The sequence below is a fragment of the Candidatus Acidiferrales bacterium genome, from assembly GCA_035515795.1.
GTDB lineage: Bacteria > Bacteroidota > Ignavibacteria > Kryptoniales > JAKASW01 > JAKASW01.
Genome location: DATJAY010000011.1, coordinates 16,588 through 35,491 on the forward strand (window position 1 = coordinate 16,588; position 18,904 = coordinate 35,491).

17 protein-coding genes are annotated in these 18,904 nt (G+C 46.1%); 15 read left to right on the forward strand and 2 right to left on the reverse strand.

What is annotated here, in order from left to right; translation table 11 throughout:
- Positions 1-18: 18 nt before the first annotated feature.
- Positions 19-1,932 carry a GDSL-type esterase/lipase family protein gene (locus VLX91_05420; GenBank protein ID HUI29634.1) on the reverse strand — a complete coding sequence of 638 codons (1,914 nt, stop codon included), beginning with the start codon at positions 1,930-1,932 and terminating at the stop codon, positions 19-21.
- A 341-nt stretch (positions 1,933-2,273) separates the two neighbouring features.
- On the opposite strand from VLX91_05420, the gene VLX91_05425 reads away from it, so the two are divergent.
- The 6 genes from VLX91_05425 (at position 2,274) to VLX91_05450 (ending at position 9,603) form a co-directional block, all read left to right on the forward strand.
- On the forward strand, positions 2,274-3,344 hold the full coding sequence (locus VLX91_05425) for a beta galactosidase jelly roll domain-containing protein (GenBank protein ID HUI29635.1): 1,071 nt from the start codon (positions 2,274-2,276) through the stop codon (positions 3,342-3,344).
- Between the two features lie 447 nt (positions 3,345-3,791).
- Positions 3,792-6,029, forward strand: a complete 2,238-nt coding sequence (locus VLX91_05430) for a TonB-dependent receptor (GenBank protein ID HUI29636.1) — start codon at positions 3,792-3,794, stop codon at positions 6,027-6,029.
- A 30-nt stretch (positions 6,030-6,059) separates the two neighbouring features.
- Positions 6,060-6,845: a hypothetical protein gene (locus VLX91_05435; GenBank protein HUI29637.1), complete on the forward strand. Its 786-nt coding sequence runs from the start codon at positions 6,060-6,062 to the stop codon at positions 6,843-6,845.
- A gap of 98 nt (positions 6,846-6,943) precedes the next feature.
- The gene (locus VLX91_05440) at positions 6,944-7,510 is read left to right on the forward strand and encodes an isoprenylcysteine carboxylmethyltransferase family protein (protein ID HUI29638.1); all 567 of its coding nucleotides are present in this window, start codon (positions 6,944-6,946) and stop codon (positions 7,508-7,510) included.
- Positions 7,511-7,747: 237 nt separating this feature from the next.
- A complete protein-coding gene (locus tag VLX91_05445; GenBank protein HUI29639.1) occupies positions 7,748-8,854 on the forward strand; it encodes a sensor histidine kinase in 1,107 nt (368 codons plus the stop codon).
- Positions 8,851-9,603 carry a LytTR family DNA-binding domain-containing protein gene (locus VLX91_05450; GenBank protein HUI29640.1) on the forward strand — a complete coding sequence of 251 codons (753 nt, stop codon included), beginning with the start codon at positions 8,851-8,853 and terminating at the stop codon, positions 9,601-9,603. Before VLX91_05445 ends, VLX91_05450 begins: the two co-directional genes overlap by 4 nt.
- Before the next feature lie 136 nt (positions 9,604-9,739).
- Here the strand turns inward: VLX91_05450 and VLX91_05455 are convergent, their stop codons facing one another.
- A complete protein-coding gene (locus VLX91_05455) occupies positions 9,740-11,881 on the reverse strand; it encodes a prolyl oligopeptidase family serine peptidase (GenBank protein ID HUI29641.1) in 2,142 nt (713 codons plus the stop codon).
- A 164-nt stretch (positions 11,882-12,045) separates the two neighbouring features.
- Here VLX91_05455 and VLX91_05460 point away from each other — a divergent pair, with 164 nt between their 5' ends.
- The 9 genes from VLX91_05460 (at position 12,046) to VLX91_05500 (ending at position 18,719) form a co-directional block, all read left to right on the forward strand.
- Entirely contained in the window at positions 12,046-12,690 is a 645-nt protein-coding gene (locus tag VLX91_05460; protein ID HUI29642.1) for an NAD(P)-dependent oxidoreductase, read from the forward strand.
- Positions 12,691-12,721: 31 nt separating this feature from the next.
- Positions 12,722-13,129, forward strand: coding sequence for a DoxX family protein (locus VLX91_05465; protein HUI29643.1), 408 nt, complete (start codon positions 12,722-12,724; stop codon positions 13,127-13,129).
- 78 nt (positions 13,130-13,207) lie between these two features.
- The gene (locus tag VLX91_05470) at positions 13,208-14,140 is read left to right on the forward strand and encodes an ABC transporter ATP-binding protein (GenBank protein ID HUI29644.1); all 933 of its coding nucleotides are present in this window, start codon (positions 13,208-13,210) and stop codon (positions 14,138-14,140) included.
- Complete coding sequence (locus tag VLX91_05475) at positions 14,137-15,450, forward strand: ABC transporter permease (protein HUI29645.1); 1,314 nt, start codon at positions 14,137-14,139, stop codon at positions 15,448-15,450. Before VLX91_05470 ends, VLX91_05475 begins: the two co-directional genes overlap by 4 nt.
- Positions 15,451-15,567: 117 nt before the next feature.
- Entirely contained in the window at positions 15,568-16,350 is a 783-nt protein-coding gene (locus VLX91_05480; protein ID HUI29646.1) for a PhzF family phenazine biosynthesis protein, read from the forward strand.
- A 15-nt stretch (positions 16,351-16,365) separates the two neighbouring features.
- The gene (locus VLX91_05485; GenBank protein ID HUI29647.1) at positions 16,366-17,058 is read left to right on the forward strand and encodes a GNAT family N-acetyltransferase; all 693 of its coding nucleotides are present in this window, start codon (positions 16,366-16,368) and stop codon (positions 17,056-17,058) included.
- 45 nt (positions 17,059-17,103) lie between these two features.
- Positions 17,104-17,301, forward strand: a complete 198-nt coding sequence (locus VLX91_05490; GenBank protein ID HUI29648.1) for a YqaE/Pmp3 family membrane protein — start codon at positions 17,104-17,106, stop codon at positions 17,299-17,301.
- Between the two features lie 22 nt (positions 17,302-17,323).
- Positions 17,324-17,788, forward strand: coding sequence for a hypothetical protein (locus tag VLX91_05495; protein ID HUI29649.1), 465 nt, complete (start codon positions 17,324-17,326; stop codon positions 17,786-17,788).
- Between the two features lie 280 nt (positions 17,789-18,068).
- A complete protein-coding gene (locus tag VLX91_05500) occupies positions 18,069-18,719 on the forward strand; it encodes a TetR/AcrR family transcriptional regulator (protein ID HUI29650.1) in 651 nt (216 codons plus the stop codon).
- Positions 18,720-18,904: the final 185 nt, after the last annotated feature.

Genomic DNA, 18,904 nt, shown 5'->3' on the forward strand with positions numbered 1-18,904 from the left:
TCGATGGTGAGAAACAGCCTATTTCTCACCGACGGTTGCTCTTAATTGCTTCTCAAGCTCTGCCGCTACGGGAAAATTTGATTGCAGCTGGAGAGCTCTTTCTATTGCCTGAAGAGCCATCTGGTAATCCTTTTCACCAACGTAAGCTTCTGCAAGGTAATACCAGACCTGGGCATCACCATCATTGTAATTTAAAGATGCGGCGAGATGGCCCTTTGCTGAGTCAACCCTGTTCTCTACAAGATCGATGATGCCGAGCCACTTTTCGCAATATGCATTGGCCTGTAATTGGTTTCTTTTCGTTAAAAAGTAATATGCTCCGTCGTAGTCTTTCGCCTTCAGAAGCATAGAGATAGCAAAATCGTAGTTGACCGGGGTGTACGGAAATTGAGTTATCAGCACGTTCATAATTCGAACGAATGAATCCATGTCTCCTCTTGAATAGTACCATAACGATGCATCCTTGTGAGCAGTCTCCCAACCGATTCTGTCCATGACTACACTATACGCAAGTGAATCGATGTAATCTTTTGGAGCAAACAATTTACAGGACGGAATTCTTTTTGACTCGCTTACGTAAGGCCAATCGTTTTTTAAATCTTTTATTCTATAATCACTTATTACGGAATCGAGCCTCGAGAATGGGAAATTAGCAACTGTAATGCTGTCCTGCTGCTGATCTATAAGACCGAGAGGCTTCGTTTTGGGTAGGAGTTTCGCTTTTTCCATCTCGCTATAGAAAAGACTACCAATGATCTGATAGCCGCGGAGAGTCGGATGAAGGTGGTCTGTCATGAGATTGTCGCCAACAATGTTGTCGGGACTGATTGCTTCGAAAGCCGAATCTACATTTACCACCGGACAATTAAATTCGTTCCCCAATTTACAAATTACTTTGTTGATCGCGGTCGGCGCTCTAAATCTCAGCGCATCAAGATCTTTTGCATATCTAAATAGTGAATCGGCTGTATGGTAATCTCCTTTTGCCAGCTCCCTTTTTGCCTGCATGAAAACCGTGTCGGCACGGGGTAGGCCATCCTCGCTAATTGAAACGAATGGATACTGATCCTTCAGATTGCAGGCAAGAGTTCCTAGGATGACCGGAACATTTTGTCTCTTCGCCATGTCAAGAATGTCGGTCATGTTTCCCTTAAATTGAGCGATCCCCTCTTCATAAACTTTAGAGCCGAGGGCAATATACTGGTCTCGAGCCATGTAGGACATCAGGGTTGCTGTTGGAAGCTGCTTCTTTTCGAAGATCCCGGTCAATCCTTTAATTGCATTTCTTAATAACTGGAACGTTCTGAACTGTTCAAGATATATGACAAGGTTGACAATGCTCGGCGACGTCCCGAATGACTCCATGGAGCCCACTCCAAGAGCACCATAGTATTCGTTATTTCCGGCATAAATAATTATCAAATCCGGGTTCTCTTCAAGAATTCCGAACATGAAGTCTCGCAATGTATAACTGTTTATCGCTGAAATGCCACAATCGACGACCTCTATTTTGGAATCCGGATATTCAAGACTCAATCGCTGTTCAAGATATCGTGAGAATGACCCGTTCGGAATGAATGGATAACCGGCGGCAGCGCTTTCCCCGAGAACGAAAATCCGGAACGCGTTGGGCATCTTCATTTCCTCGAAAACGTCGCCGTCCGAGCGCGGAATATTCTGGACATCATGAAAATACTTGGAGGCAATGTCGGGGTTCAACGTGAATACTTTCTTGACGGGAGTTACTTCCGTTGTATAGTCGTAGCCATTCAGCTTCAGTTCTCCTTCGACGGGATTTACCCACATTGGGTAGCTGTAACCGTAGTTGAAAATCCGCAGCGCAACTTCAAGAAGCACAAAGAAAAGAATCGGAGTCAGGAGGATGACAAGATAGAAAAGTTTCCTCGTCGGATGCTGATCGCCGGCTGTCATTGCCGCATTTGATTTTTCAGGAGATTGTTTATTCTTTTTCAGCTTATTATTAGGCTTGCGCATCTTAGTGTTCAGCTGCGTCAACCAGACATGGTGGTAAATATCCGGCGAGCCATTTATCGTTGTGCTTGAAGTATTCCACTAGACTGCTCGATTAAACATACCCGCCTGGTTAAGAATAATCAAGCGCGGTATAGTCCAAAGAATTTTGCCTCAGGTAATATTTGATGGAACAATTTCGTAGTATTACCGTAGGTATGAAAGGTTTGTGGTGTGCAGATTTTATTATGCGAGACCACGCGGTTGCTTTTGTTCCTTTTCTAAACAGTGGAGGTTGTGAAATGAAATCATTAATGCTTGGAAGCTTCCTTGCAGTTTTCTTGTCGTCGAGTGTTTACTCGGTGGCGATTGCTCGAACGGACGAGAATCATCGATTATATAATTTGCGAGGCGAGTGGAAATTTCAACTGGGAGATAATCCGCATTGGGCCGAACCTAATCTCAACGACGACCGATGGGACGAAATATATGTCCCATCAACCTGGGAAGACGAAGGTTACCCCGGATATGACGGTTTTGCGTGGTACAGGAAACACTTTGATGCTTCTTCCCGCTGGATGTCGAAAGACCTGATCCTCGACGTCGGGATGATCGACGATGCGGACGAGGTATACGTTAACGGCGAGCTCGTCGGGTCAATGGGTTCGTTCCCTCCGAACTTTGTCACCGCCTATAATGTTCGGCGAAGTTATCCAATCCCTCAAGGCTTGCTCAAGCCGGATGGTGATAACGTAATAGCCGTGCGGGTCTATGACGACCATGGAGTCGGAGGCATTACCGATGGGCCAGTGGGTATCTACGAGCGCGAATATCTTGTGCATCCCGACATCAGCCTGCCGTCGATGTGGAAATTCAGAACAGGGGACAACATGGAATGGAAAGGAGTCGCTTACGATGACAGCGATTGGAAGAACGTCAGCGTCCCTGCATATTGGGAAACTCAAGGCTTCAAGGATTATGACGGTTATGCCTGGTACCGCGTAAAGTTCAACGTTCCGGCAGACTTTCAGGACGAGGATCTCATTTTACTTGTTGGAAAGGTCGACGATTTTGACGAAACGTACTTAAACGGGGAGCGTGTGGGAAGAACAGGGCCGATGCCGAAATATGAAATGGACCGTCCGGACGGCGATGAGTACGACCAGATGAGAGCTTATATGATTCCTGCGGGTTTGCTGCAGCCGGGGAAAGACAATGTATTGGCTGTCCGTGTTTACGATTGCTGGCTGGGAGGTGGAATATACGACGGGCCGATTGGTATCACCACCAGACACCACTATCAGAGAGACAGGCATTGGTACAGACGCGTGGAGAATTGGTTCGATCGCATTATTGAAGACATATTTAATTAGGAGCTTTTCCCCTATGTCTGGCGTTACGATTTCAGAACGCTGGTGCAATAAATTTCATCGTTGACAAACGCAGGCAAGTATTTTTCTCTGAGTGAGCAACGGCGTGATCGATAAATAAAGTTGCTTATTAAGAAAGGATTTGTCCGTTGTCATAGTCTTTCTTTTGTTTTGATAACACCTCCGAGAAACAGAAGGAATCCAACCGATTCCTTCTGTTTTATTCCCGCCTATCACTCGATTAACTCTCTGTATTTGTAGCTTACTGGCTGGTGATATTCTCTTCACGCGCAAGAGTGATTATTCCCCATTAAATAACCGCGGGTTGGCGATTCATTCCGCACTTCACAGGAATTCACTCCACATACACGAAATTATCCCGTATCATATCTCAGTAAGACATGTTGAACTTGATCAGCTAACAAATGAGATGAAAGCGAGATGCAATTAATGAAGGTCAGAATGCTCGTTCAACTTTTATTGTTTCTCTCAGGAGATCTTTTTGGTCAAACGAAGTGGACAGTCATCACAGGAGCCGTCCACGATGAGAATGAATCGCCTCTTGAAATGGTAAATGTGCAGGTGGTTGGTACATATGATGGGGACGTTACGGACTCTTGCGGGAAATTTCTATTCAGAACGAGTAAGCTAAGAAATGGCGTGCTTCGAGCATCGCTGATAGGTTATGAGTCGGTGAACCTCAAGTTGTCATTTTTAGAAAAAGACACCTTGGTTCTCAGCATGGAAATGAACGAGTTGGTCGTGAAGCTGAAGGATGTTATTGTTGCCGGAAATGCTTTCACAACAGGCGATGAGCCGAAAGCATTAACCCTTCACTCCCTGGATGTTTTTACCACAGCAGGGGCAGCGGCTGATATCTTTCGAGCGATACAAACATTTCCAGGAGTGGCCGCGATTGATGAGGGTTCGGGGCTATTTGTGCGCGGCGGCGATGTAAATGAGACAACGATACTTCTTGACCAAGCAACGGTGGTTCATCCGTACAAGTTTGAATCACCGACGGGTGGTTTTTTCGGTACTATACCGCCGTTTCTAATCGGAGGGACGTTCTTCTCCTCGGGCGGTTTTTCTGCCCGCTATGGTAACGCACTCTCGGGAGTGTTAGCAATGGAAAGTCTGAATATGCCGTCGAAGTTGTCTTATTCTGTGGGCATCGGGCTTGCTGCCGGGTCCATCTCCGCCAATATTCCTTTGGATTCCAACTCATTCGGGATTCGTATTTCAGGCAATAAAAGTTTTACGGATGCAATGCTTCGACTAAACGGTTTTCGCAACAGGTTCACGACTCCACCGGATGGAATCGATGGCAATGTTAGTTTGATATGGAAATACTCGCCCACTGCTCAGATAAAGTTCTTCAATTTTGTCAGCTCCGATCAAATTGGTGTTCAAGTGGATGAACCTTCCTTTGCAGGCGTGTATGCTTCACGAGAGACCAATTGGTTTCAAAATCTTCAGTGGGCCGAAGCAACCGGGCAATGGCTCTTGAAAGGGAGCCTGTCTCTCAATCGGTTTCTTACCGAGCAGGAGCTGGGAAGTTTAGACCTGAAGCCTTCGGACATTACCTACAAAGCCCGTTTCGATGCGGATGCTGATCTTGATGATGATCATCGGTTGTCGTTCGGAGCCGAGACCGAGAAAATGATCAATAGGTATGATGGAACGGTTCCCCAAAATCCGCTCGTGCTTGATCCACAGGCAAGCGTCTATACTTTAAACGAAGACTATAGCGCTGTCAGGGTGGGAGTGTACTCAGAGGTAGAATCTGCAGTGGCGAAGAGAATAATGACAAGCGTTGGCATCAGGAGCGATTACTATACTTTGTCGAAGGAAGCCGTGGTAGATCCGCGAGTCTCGCTTCGTTACAACTTCTCGAACGAAATACATGCTCAGGCAAGTTGGGGGATTTATCATCAATTCGCTGAGCCTTACTTGTACAATCAAGTGAATGGGAATCCACAATTATCAGCACAGTCCGCACGACATTTCACTGCGGGTGCCGAATACTCTACCGAACTTCTCATGTGTCGGGTTGAAATGTATCTCAAGAGATATTCCAATCTCGTTCTTCAGACGGAGTCAACTCACTACGCGAACCTAGGTGATGGGAGTGCATCGGGGCTAGATTTCTTTTTAAAGTATGGTGGATTTCTCATAACTCCGGTGAGCGGCTGGATATCATACAGCTATTTGCATTCTCGCCGGCTACAAGCTCGCAACCTCTCGGAAACCATCGTCTATGAGGAGGCACCATCGTCGTTTGATATCACACATAACCTGACAGTCGTGGGAAAAATTCAGCTGATACAATTTTTAAGCTGCGGCTTGACGTTTCGATACGCGACCGGCAGACCGGTAACGCCGATTATCGGTGCTATCCAAATTCCAGGAGAAAATTATTTTGAACCTATTCAAGGTCATATAAATTCCGAACGACTCCCTGACTTTGTCCGGCTGGACGCGAGTTTAGGTTACTTTATGCCGTTCGGCGATTCCAACTCTGCGACGTTTTACTTCGCCGTTTCCAATCTTATGAATAGAGACAATCCGATCGACTATGAATACTCGCCGGATTATTCGCAGAAACATTTAAGGACAACAGACTACTTGCGCTCCATTTATTTCGGAGTTGTGCTCTCATTTGGTTCGTATGGTATTGATAATTAATTATCTAATCATTTCAACAGGAGAATAACGATGAAGAAAATTCGATCAAGTATCATTATCAGTTTCATCATTTTTTTATTAGCTGATATTGGATTTTGTCAAGTGAGGACAGCGGCACAAGCCATATATGAAGCGAAGGAATTAATACGGCAGGGTTCCAATTCCGCTTCAGCGGATAAACTTGAACAAGCGAGGAATATTCTCGCTCCGTTTGCCTCTGTAGGAGATCGCCAGGAACTGGCAGAATATTATCTCGGATACATAGACTATCAAATGGCAGTCGTCATAAACCAGATGGATAAAGAAAAAGCACCTGCCTACCTAGACAGTGCAGTTGACCACCTCAAAAGGGCAATTGAAAAAGATGATACCCTGGCTGAAGCTCATGCACTCCTTTCGAGTTGTTACGGCATACAGATATCTTTTTCTCCGATGAGTGGTATCTGGCGGGGGCCAAAATCCGGATCTGAAATGAGTAAAGCAAAATCGCTTTCCCCGGAAAACCCGAGAGTAGCTTTGCTTGGGGCGATAGGCACATACAATACTCCTGTGCTATTCGGAGGAGGAAAAGAAAAAGGGTTTGAAGCATTAAAAAAAGCGGCGGAGCTTTTCGATCGATGGAGAACATCGGATTCGCTCCAACCGGATTGGGGAAGAGAACAAGTCTACGCGTGGATAGGTCTGGTACATCTTGACAGGAACGAGACAATCCTCGCGTGGAAGGCTTTCGAGAAAGCACTTGAGATCAATCCAGATTATGGATGGGTAAAGTATGTCCTTATGAAAAAAGTGACATCAGATGCCGATTCACAATGATGCAGGGTGTGCTCAATTGCAATATCAAAAACAAAATAGGATTACGTAATTATGAACGTTAGCCGAAAAGCCTTCAACAAACACAAGAAAGCATGAATATGAATTTTGGCATCATTCTAATCACCGTTTCCATCCTTTGGGCAGCATTGGAAATCATCTTAGCCCGAAGGAAACACTCTCAATTGACGGATAAGCGGATTGATAAATCTTCGCTCCATGTACTATGGGTCACCATTGCTATCTCCGTTAATCTTGGTATCATTGTCAGCTTTCAGCGCATCGGATATTTTGGAAATGGATCTCGAATCTTTCCGATTGCCGGTCTCACTTTTATTGTCTGTGGTCTGCTTGTTCGTTGGCTTGCCATCTTTTCTCTGAAGCATCAATTCACTGTGGACGTTTCAATCACGAAAGATCATCGCATCATCAGGAATAGAATTTATCGCTACGTGCGCCATCCGGCATATGCGGGCAGTTTGCTTTCGTTCTTTGGGCTTGGGCTGTTCTTCGCCGACTATGTCAGCATGCTCGTCATCTTTCTTCCGATATGTTTAGCTTTTCTCTACCGGATCCGTATTGAAGAGAAATTTCTTATTGATAATTTTGGTGAAGAGTATTTAACCTACTGTGCCCTAACTAAGCGACTCATACCTGGAATCATTTAAACTGGTAGCACTTTGGCTAATAGCACCCCCCCCAAAGCTCACCTTATTAAATATGCGTGTGTGAAGTCTCGGCCACGAACACAAAAGTGTTCGCTCAGTCCCATCCGCTGTTGGAAAGGGATTATTCTTTGATGGCAGAACGGTGGTGCGTTTCTAGTGTAGACTATTGATTAATTTAGTAATTGAACCATGGCTTGTGTTATCTTTAGTATCAGGCGAATGGAAAAACAAGAAACGATGGATAATAGAATAAGAGATACTCAAATCTCTTCTTTTCAAACCACATCAGGTGAATCTTCGAAGCCTCGCATCACCAGACGTGGCGTTGGAATTGTCTTAGTTATCTGGTGTGTCTATACATTGCTCGCTGCGATTCCGTTAGCCGAATCTTATCATGTCCCATTTTTGAGGGCATTGTATTGGCAGACATTTCAAAGCGCCGTGATGCTTGTCTTGAGTATACCGGTCTGGTTCATCGTCGTTCGTAGGATGTATGCCGCTCGGTGGTATTGGAAGGCGCTGGTGCATCTCTTTCTTGCTCCCACATACGTTATAGTGAACTACGAATATCTTTATTATTCGGTTTTTTTGTTCGGAGGAAAAGAAGCCGCCGACCCGTTGAAGACTGGTGCTGGTTGGCTTTTGTACTTCAATTTTCTCATTTATGTTTTACAGTTCGCCTTGTATCATAGCTACGAAATACTCAGAAAGCTGCGTGTTAAAGAGAAGGCGACTTTGGAATTGCTGGCTCTCCAGAAAGAACAGGAGCTTGCAACATTAAAAGCGCAGCTCAATCCCCATTTCCTCTTCAATACGCTCAACAGCATCAGCGCCATGGCGGCGACTGATACCGAAGAAACGCGAACAATGATTGCGCAGCTTGGCGACCTCCTTCGATATGCTATAGAAAGCTCGCAGAAAGATTTCGTGTCCTTGAAAGATGAACTTCAATTTATCCAAGATTATGTTGCTTTAGAATCAAAAAGATTAGAAGACAGGCTTGAAATAGAATTTCAGGTTGACCACTCCCTTGATTCCTTGCTGATTCCTCCGATGATTCTCCAGCCGCTGGTTGAGAACGCGATCAAACATGGAATCGCGCCCGCCGAGGATGGTGGAAAAGTATGCCTCCGCATCGGCAGACAAAAGGATCGAATAGTTTTCCAAATCTCCGACACGGGGGTCGGCATTTCCTGCGTCAATCCGCTCGCGACCACAAATGGTGTCGGCTTGAAAAATATAGATGCCCGCCTGCGGAAAATGTACGGCGATGCGGCGCGGTTGGAGATACAGCCGCGTGTCGGGGGAGGATGCGAAGTCATGTTTGTTTTACCTTTGTCATGAAGAAAAACATTACCGCTATACTCGTTGATGATGAACCCCTTGCGCGAAAGCTCGTAAAAGAATACCTCTTGGATTTTCCTGCCATCAGGGTCATTGGAGAATGCAAGAATGGCAGACAGGCCATCAAAGCGATCAATGAGTGCAAGCCCGATCTTATGTTTCTCGATATTCGTATGCCCGGCATGGATGGATTCGAAGTTTTGGAACACCTCGATCACTTGCCTCGTATCATTTTCACAACTGCCTATGGCGACTATGCATTGAAAGCTTTTGAAATGAACGCTGTCGACTATCTTCTCAAGCCGTATGACCGTAAAAGATTTTCACGGGCAATTCACAAAGTTCTTGACAGAAACTTAAGAGCCGGCGATGAGATAGAGCGAATCGTCGCCATGCTGCAGCATACGAAATTGCACGAGGGATATCCTGCATGCATCTTTGTGCGTGTCGGTAGAAAAATTGTTTCCGTCCAGTTGAGCGATATTGCGTGGATCGAAGCCGATGGTGATTATTCCCAGCTCCATACTGCAGGCGGTACTCATCTATGTAATTTAAGCTTGAACGCTCTTGAACGGCGGCTGGATCGTTCGCGCTTTTTACGGGTGCACCGTTCTTATATTATTGCAAGTAATTCCATTGAACACTTAGCCGGTGACGGTGAAGGGGGATACATCGCACTATTGAAAGATAAATCCAGGGTTAAAATAAGCCGGACGTACGCGGCGAAGATACGTCAGTATATTTGGTAGTAGAAACTCGGCGGCGGTGTCGGATTTACTGATTTTTTTCTTACCGTGTAAACCTCACTCTTAGGAGTGAGGTTTACACAGAATGTCTGTTACAAAATCGTCTTAGCAGCTTCACGTCTTTGCTTTCGTCAAGACATTAATGACGCAATGCAGCAGGCGGGTCCTTTATTCCGAGATTGTGTGCCATGAAAGCCAGCACGTCTGCAGCCTGCGCGATCCGTTTGTCTGTCGGCATATAGCCATGACTTGTCTTTGTTTCAACCCTGATCAGCACCGGATTGTTGCAGGCTTGATTATGCTGCATTTGTGCAATGAACTTGTACGAGTGACTCGGAACGACTCTGTCATCATGGTCTGCAGTCGTGACGATTGTCGGTGGATAACATATACCTGGCCTGACGTTCTGGACCGGGGAATACTTTATCAAGTACTGGAAATCGGTCGAGTCATCCGACGAGCCGTATTCAGGTACCCAGCCGACACCTGCGGAAAATTTCTGGTAGCGTAACATGTCCATTACTCCTGCTCCGGCGTATGCGGCGCCGTAAAGATCGGGTCGCTGGGTTTCGCAGGACCCGACTAGCAGACCGCCGTTGGAATAGCCTTCAATGCCTAATTTGGGAGTTGAAGTATATTTCTCCTTTATCAGAAACTCTGCCGCAGCGATGAAATCGTCGAATACGTTTTGTTTCTTCTCAAGCATCCCGGCGTGATGCCATGTTTCGCCGTATTCTCCGCCGCCCCGAAGATTCGCTACAGCGTAAACTCCTCCCATTTCGAGCCATGTAACATTTGTAATGCTGAAGGCCGGCGTTATGCTGATGTTGAAACCTCCGTAAGCATAAAGAAGCGTTGGGTTGGTCCCATCTAACTTGATTCCTTTCTTTGCCGTGATGAACATCGGAATTCTTGTACCATCTTTCGACTGGTAGAAAACCTGTTTTGTCTCATACCCCTTCGGGTCAAAGTCGACGTGAGGCGGCTGGAATGTGACATCCTTGCCGGTCTTGAAATCATGACGAAATACTGTGGTCGGATAGAGAAACGATGTGTAAGCATAGAAGAGCTCCGGAGTATCATAACGCCCGGTCAATCCATCGACTGTACCGATGCCCGGAAACTTCAGTGTCCCATCATGTTTTCCGTTGAGCGAGTAAAATTCCACCTCACTTTTTGCATCGACAAGATACCTCACTACTATTTTACCCCCCGCGAGAAGCGATTGCTCTATAACATTCTTGGCTTCGGCGATAACCATCTTCCATCCTATTGAATCCGGTTTACCGATGTCAAATGAGACAATTCGACGATTGGGTGCGTCGAGTGTCGTCTGCATGATTATTTTTGTTCCCACATTTCCCAGGGGATAATATTCGGCATTATCGATTCCGAACAAAGGTTTTACCGGTGAGGAAAGATCGGGATGCTTCGGATCTTTGAGATCGACATAGAAGACCTTATTCTTTGATTCGGTCCCTTTGTTCAAATAGATGAACAGAAATCTGCCATCGTCTGTAACGCCTCCGCTTACATACCAGCCCGGGTAATCCTTCAAATCGTAGAACATTTTATCTTCGGTTTGAGGAGTCCCGACCTTGTGATAAAAAAGCTGCTGTCCGACCGCCTCGGTGGTCAAGACCTCGCCATTTTTCGGTTCAGGAAATCTGGAGTAGAAAAAACCTCCGTTGTCATTTGTCCATGATAACCCTGAGAATTTTACCCAGTGAACGGTGTCTGGAAGATCCTTCCCGCTTGCCAGATCTCTGACGTGAAGTTCCTCCCAATCTGATCCACCTTGTGAGATTGCGTAACAAAGGAGTTTGCCATTCGGCGAGGCCTGGTAATCCAGCAAAGCTAACGAGCCATCGGGCGAAAGTTTGTTCGGATCAAGAATCATTTCCGGCTTTGAGGCCAAGGATTTCTGTCTGAAGACCGGACTTTGATTTTGAAGTCCGGAGTTTTTGCTGTAGAAAAGTAATCCGCCTTCCCGGTTAGGCACGCCGACTTTCTCGTAATTCCAAAGTTTGGTAATGCGGGCGCGTATTGAATCTCGAATCGAAATTTTGTCCAGATAGTCGAAGGTTATCTTATTTTCTGCCTCAACCCACGCGTCGACAGCGGGGCTTTCCTGGTCTTCCATCCATTGATATGGCGCCGGAACTTTCGTCCCGAAATAGTTCTCGACAAGAGTATCCCTTCGTGTGACGGGATAGTTCAGAGGTTGACTTTTGATCAGTAGGGGGAACATGGTAATGGCCACAGTTGTTGCTAGTTTCACTTGGGTTGTTGAAAAATTAAAGAACAAAAACCTGTTGAACTTTTGCAAATGTTTGCTGACATTGTGGAACGATGGAACCGGCATCTGAATCTCCTTTTTCTTATCAATAGACATAATATGGTCTGCAAAAATTGATGTTGCAAGGTTAGGAGGTAAAATAATCAGTGAAAATTGCATTATTTGCGGCAACGGGTAGGATTGGATCCAAAATTCTTATGGAAGCTCTGAACCGCAGACACAAAATCACTGCGATTGTTCGTCGTCCTGAAAAGTTGACGCTGTTGCATCCTAACCTGACGGTCGTGCAGGGAGATGTCCTCGATGAAAACGTGGTGGCGAATCTTGTCAAAGGACATGACGTAGTAGTCAGCGCATACGGACTGGGATCTTCAAGTCCGGCCGACTTTTCGCTGTTCAGCAAAGCAGCGCAGTCGTTGATCAACGGTACCAAGAAAGCCGGAGTGAAGCGGCTGATCAATGTCGGCGGAGCAGGGAGTCTTTACGTCGCACCCGGCAAACAATTAGTAGATATGCAAGGATTTCCGGAATCATTAAAGGAAGCCGCCTCTGCCCAGCGCGATTCTCTTGAGGTTTTTAGGAAGGAGAAAGAGCTCAATTGGACGTTCTTCAGTCCGGCAATAATCGTGGAGAATGGCGATCGTACGGGAAAATTCCGCATTGGTAAGGATGAGCCAATTTTTGATTCCAAAGGTGAAAGCAGGATATCGATCGAGGACTACGCGGTCGCCTTGGTTGACGAAATTGAAAATCCGCATTTTATTCGTCAGCGGTTCACGGTTGGCTACTAACTGGACTAAATCACAAGCTAGAGGTATTGACATGAACGAACTCGGTCAGAGTTTCGGCGGACTGCTCCTTAGAATTACAGTGGGAGGATTACTGCTGTTCCATGGTGTATCAAAGCTCACGCATGGCGTGGCATGGATGGCTGGCCCGCTTGAGGCATTCCATCTTCCTTTTTTTGTAGCTTACGGAGTTTTCGTGGGCGAAATCGTTGCGCCTATTCTGATAATACTTGGTATCTGGACTCGTCCGGCTGCGCTCGTGATCGCCTTCGATTTGTTCATGGCCGTCATACTCGTTGCTCGTCATGGAGTGGCTCATCTCAGCCCGGGCGGCGGGTGGGGGATAGAATTAGAAGCGCTCTATTTGCTCACTGCGTTGACGCTTTTCTTCCTCGGCGCTGGGAAGTTTAGCGTGGCAGGTGCAAACGGAAAATGGAATTGAAACACGCGTACCTGTAACTTGTTTGCATGTTCCCCCGTACGGTTCTCCGGGTGCATATTGAGATAATGAAATGAGAAGATGAACCGGGTAAATGTGATTACCGTCCAGCAAGTTACAAAAAAATTTCCCTCCGTTGTCGCTCTCGACAAAATAACTCTTGAAATCAACGAGCAGGAATTTTTCGGGCTGCTCGGACCGAATGGTGCAGGTAAGACGACATTGATGAGCCTGCTCGCAGGGTATCTTAGCGCCGATGAGGGTACAATTGTAGTTAGTGATCAGGTGATATCGCAGGCCAATCTTGAATTGAAGAAAGAGATCGGTTTTGTACCACAATCGATTGCGCTGTACGATGAGCTCAGTGCCCAAGACAATCTTGAGATGTTCGGGGGTCTTTATGATGTGGAGTCCGGAATTCTGACTGAGCGCATCAGGGAGAAGCTGAATGCCGTCGGATTGTATGAAAGACGCAAAGACAAGGTCAAGACATTTTCGGGAGGTATGAAGCGACGGTTGAACATAATAGCAAGCCTGCTCCATGATCCCAGAATTCTGCTGTGCGACGAGCCGACAGTCGGTGTGGATCCGCAATCGCGCAACGCAATCTTTGATTACCTTGAAACCCTTAACCGGCAAGGTAAAACGATCATTTATACTACTCATTACATGGAAGAGGCCGAAAGACTTTGCAGTAGAATTGCAATCATCGATCATGGAACCATCATAGCGATCGGAACTACGGATGAACTATTAGAGAAGCTCCCCTATGATGAGACGATCGTGATAGCGAAAAACCCTTCGACTCTTAAGCACCTGGAGCTGTTCCATGAGTTTGGTGAACTTCTCGAAGAAGACGACCATTTTGAATTGAAACCGACAAATGGGTTCACCCTTTCAAGGTTTTTCGCCAAGGTTGAAGAAAAAGGCTTGAAGTACAGCTGGATCGAGTTGCATCGCCCGACACTTGAAGCTCTTTTCTTGCAGCTTACCGGCAGGAGTCTTCGAGATTGAAACCGGTAATTCAACTTTTCAAGAATTCGTATCGAGTTTTCCTGAACGACCGGGTGGCAGTCCTGCTGACATTCATCGTCCCCTTGGTTCTAATGTTTATCTTTGGCTCGATTTTCAACGGCGGTGGTGAGGGGCCGCAGGGAATACCAATTGCTGTTCTAAGCCAGAGTAATTCCGATGTCGTAAACAGAATCATTTCTACTCTGGATACCATGAAGGCCTTCCGAGTTGTCGACTCGGTGAAGAATAATCAAGGAAAGTTGATCCCGTTCGATACGACTTCGATCAAAGAATACGTCAAAAACGGGAAGGCCACCGCCGGCATTCTCTTTCCCGCCGATGCTTACACCGATACATCTTCCGCTCTTCAGCTCAAATTTTACTATGATCCCAAAAATGACATGGAGATGCAGACAGTCGAGGGATTGCTCCAGGAGGCGGTCTTCAGCCACTTCCCATCGATCATTGCTCAAAGCGGCTTTCGTCAGGCAAGAAAGTTTCTCGGCACGGACTCGGGTCAGGCATTCAACAAGAAAATAGCATCTGTTGTCGGGAAATATTTTAAAATCGACACTGGCATTTTTCTTCATCCAGACCGATGGATCGCCGCCCGATCCGACAGCGACACCTCTAAGACGAATTCAAATTTTATGAACAACATCGTAAGGATCGACAAGGAACAGGTGGTCGGCGAAAAGCTGAAAAACCAATGGGCAACGAGGACCATCGGAGGATGGGCGCTGACTTTCCTTCTATTTGCCCTTACCGCCTCTTCGTCATCTCTCTTTGATGAAAGAAAGTCAGGACTGATGCTGAGGATACTCACGTCGCCCGTATCGCGTGTTCATATTCTCTGGAGCAAATATTTATTCAATATGTCACTCGCGATCGTTCAGTTGCTTCTCATGTTTGTCGTGGGGTGGTTGATGTTTCAGGTCGACATATTTTCTAATTTCCTGAATCTTATGTTGATAATTATCTCTGCTTCAACAGCATGCACGGCGTTCGGAATGCTTCTCGCCGCTGTCTCCAAGACTCGCCAGCAGGCTAACGGACTGGGGACTCTGTTGATTCTGACAATGAGTGCGATCGGCGGTGCATGGTTCCCGACATTCCTAATGCCATCCGGAATTCAATTCATCAGCAAACTCACCTTCGTCTACTGGGCAATGGACGGATTTCTTGAAGTGCTTTGGAGGGGAGTTGGTACCGTCGATATCCTACCACACATCGGAATACTCTTGGGCATTGGTGCCGTGGTCAATGCTGCAAGCGTGTGGCAATTCAAGAGAGGAGACATATTCTCATAGGTTGGTCAGGATGACTCGTTGCTTTGATCTGTGAAATAAAAATTTGATTTGCCAGGGTTCGTTGATCTTTTTTGAAGGTTTGTTCATATTAACAATGACTCCATTGGATAACAAAACATGAAAATTCCGATTTATCAAGTCGATGCGTTTACAGACGAGAAGTTTCACGGTAACCCGGCGGCCGTTTGTATCCTGCAAGAATGGATTTCCGACGGCAGCATGCAGAAAATTGCCGCAGAGAATAATCTCGCGGAGACTGCATTTGTGGTGGAGAAGAATCGAAACTTTGAACTAAGATGGTTCACCCCTGCGGTGGAAGTTGACCTATGTGGACATGCTACCCTTGCGACCGCATATGTTTTCAAGGAGCACCTGGGCTACCAGCCTGAAGAGATCGCTTTCAAAACAAAGAGCGGAATCCTCAAGGTCATTTTTGGAGGGAACATCATGTCAATGATTTTCCCGAGTCGACCGGGTATCGTTGTAGAGGCGCCTCAAGAGCTTCTTGAAGGCATAAAAATTAAGCCGTCGGAAGTATTAAAATCAGTGGAAGATTTCATGGTTGTTCTGAGAAGTGAAGACGAAGTGAGTGAGCTCAGACCTGACCTCGACCTGCTCAAAAAATTGGATTGCCGCGGGACAATTGTGACCTCACGAGGGAACGAAGTCGACTTTGTTTCACGCTTCTTTGCCCCACAAGCAGGAATACCAGAAGACCCGGTCACGGGTTCTTCTCACACGACGCTTATTCCTTATTGGTCCAGGAAATTGAACAAGAAGAGCATGACAGCGCTGCAGATTTCACAAAGAAGAGGAAAGCTTTTCTGTGAAGACCTTGGCGATAAAGTGAAGATTGCAGGCAAAGCGTTGACGTATATGATAGGGGAAATAAATTTATAACCCAGCTGAGGCAGCGTGAGAAAAAGAAAAGGAAAGGCGAAACACAGGGCTGAACCCACAGAAAAGAAAGAGTGCTTTGCAGATCAGAACCTAACAGAAGACTTCACACGCCATCTTTTTTTTGAACCGGTTACCAAGGGGAACTGGGATAAGTTCGTGGATCTTTTCGGGGAAAAGGGTGCTTGCGGGAATTGCTGGTGCATGTATTACCGCGCAAAGAAAACAGATTTTGTCAAGGGGAAAATCAAGAATGGAAACCGGGATGCAATGAAAAAGATTGTCTGGTCTGGCAGACCGGTCGGACTCCTCGCGATTTACGGGCACAAGGCGATTGCGTGGCTTGCGCTTGCTCCACGGGAAGATTTCCTCAAACTTGAGAGTTCACGGGTCCACAAACGAATTGACCAAAATCCTGTTTGGGCGATACCATGTACTTTCATTCACAAAGACTATAGGCGACACGGAGTGTCTGTAGCGCTTCTTAAAGGCGCGATTGAGTACGCAAAGAGCGTTGGAATAAAAATACTCGAAGCGTATCCAGTCATCCCAACACAGAAAAAATGGCCCGACTCGTTTTTGTGGGTAGGGATTCAAAAGTCATTCGCGCGCGCAGGTTTCGAGATTGTCGATACGACTTCGAGGTCGAGGCCAATGATGAGGTACTACGTCGATAAACGGGTGAAGAAGTCTGCAAAGAGAGACTCTTGAGTCTCGCTATCTTTCATGAGTGTTTACTAGGGTAAAAGGAATACTATGCTGTACATTTTGGCATTTTTTCTTCCGCCGGTCGCGGTTCTCTTCAGCGGGAAACCGATACAGGCGCTATTGAATTTCTTCCTATGCTTTCTATTGTGGATTCCTGCCGTGATACATGCCCTCCTTGTTGTGCATGATCATTACGAGGATAGGCGAGCAAGAAAAATCATCAGAGCAATCGAACGTAATTATTAAAGCAAATCAGGAGGCCGACAAAATGAAAACTGCAAAACAGTTGTTAGCGACGGCGGCCGGACTTAGTTTCGCTGTCGCGTTGTTTCAACTCGTCGTGACATTCTCAATACCATGGAGTTTATATTTCGGTGCGCCGCCGTCCGTGGTTTCCAAACCCCTCGTGCTTTATGCAAGCGGGACTATTGTGGCTATTATCTTTTTTATCTTCGGTTTATATGCGCTTTCGGGGGCACACATGATTCGCCGCGTTCCGTTACTGCGCACGGGACTTGTGACGATCATGGCCTTGTACACAATACGTGGACTCCTCTTGGTCCCTGAAGTGTTAACATATATCTACAATCCGAGAGGAGCCGCCATTTTTCCAAAACCTGCACTGTGGTCATCTGCAGTTTCCCTGATCATCGGGATTATATATTTGGTCGGTATGATAACCGGCTGGGGTGAGTTACCGACGAAGCGGCAGTCAGCTCTGCCAAAGGCGTAATAAAAACTGGAGACACAGATTTTCTAAAATATTGTTCCGCTTCATTCGTCTTTAGAAATAGATGCGCCAGGAAGGACCGGTTCAGGGGAGCGACGATAGTTCTTTAAGAATTTGTTGATGAATATTCTGCTTGACAAAATCATGCGAAACAGTTAATTTGGAAACGGATTATACGAATATCGTTTTCCGCGTGGAAAGTGCAGCAAAAAGCTGCATTTTTTTGGCTGTGAAAGGAAACGACATAAACACGAACCGTTTCGTTCGTAGAGAAAGGATGACAATGTCAAGCGACGAAATAGAGAGAAGGGAAAGAATCATTGCGAAGGCGGAAGAGATGTTCCTTGAACATGGGTATTCAAGGGTGACAATGGAGGAGATAGCTTCCAGCCTCGGAATGAGCAAGAAAACTCTGTACAAATTCTTCCCGAATAAGGAAGCGATATTGCGCGAGCTAGTCTCTCAGAGGCAGTGTGAGTTCACGGAGCGGATCGATGAAATATGGCAACAGGCAGACATAGATTTCGTCGGGAAGTTAAGAAAGACTCTTGATTTTTTTGCCGAGCGGACTTCACGGGTCAATCGTTTTCACGATCTGCAGAAACAGATCCCTGATCTCTGGAAAGAAATCTGTGCCTTCAAGAATGAAAAAGGCACGGAGAAAATTCGTCAGCTCCTGTCAATAGGATTTGAAAGCGGCATCATCAGGAATGACCTGGGACGTGACATCATAATTCTGCTTTATACGAACGCCGTCGAATCGATGATGAATCCCGAACTGTTGTCGGAACTACCTTACAGCGGCCCGCAGATTTTCGAAGCTATTTCCAAGATAGTCTTCGAGGGAATCCTATCAGAGGAAGGAAGAAAGAAATATGTTTCATACGGAACCGACGAGAAACAAAGCCAAGTGAATAATGCCGTCGAAAATTGAGTGGAAGAATATTCCGAGTTTCTCTTCATTAAACGGTCTGCGCGAAGAATTTGAGAACAAATTAGATAGATAAAGTCAGATACGGAAAGAGAAAGCCGGGGATAAGTACAAAGGTTTTCTATCCGCTTTACATCGTCCCGTAGGTACAGAGAGAGGTCAAGATAATTCTGAAGATTAAAAGGTCG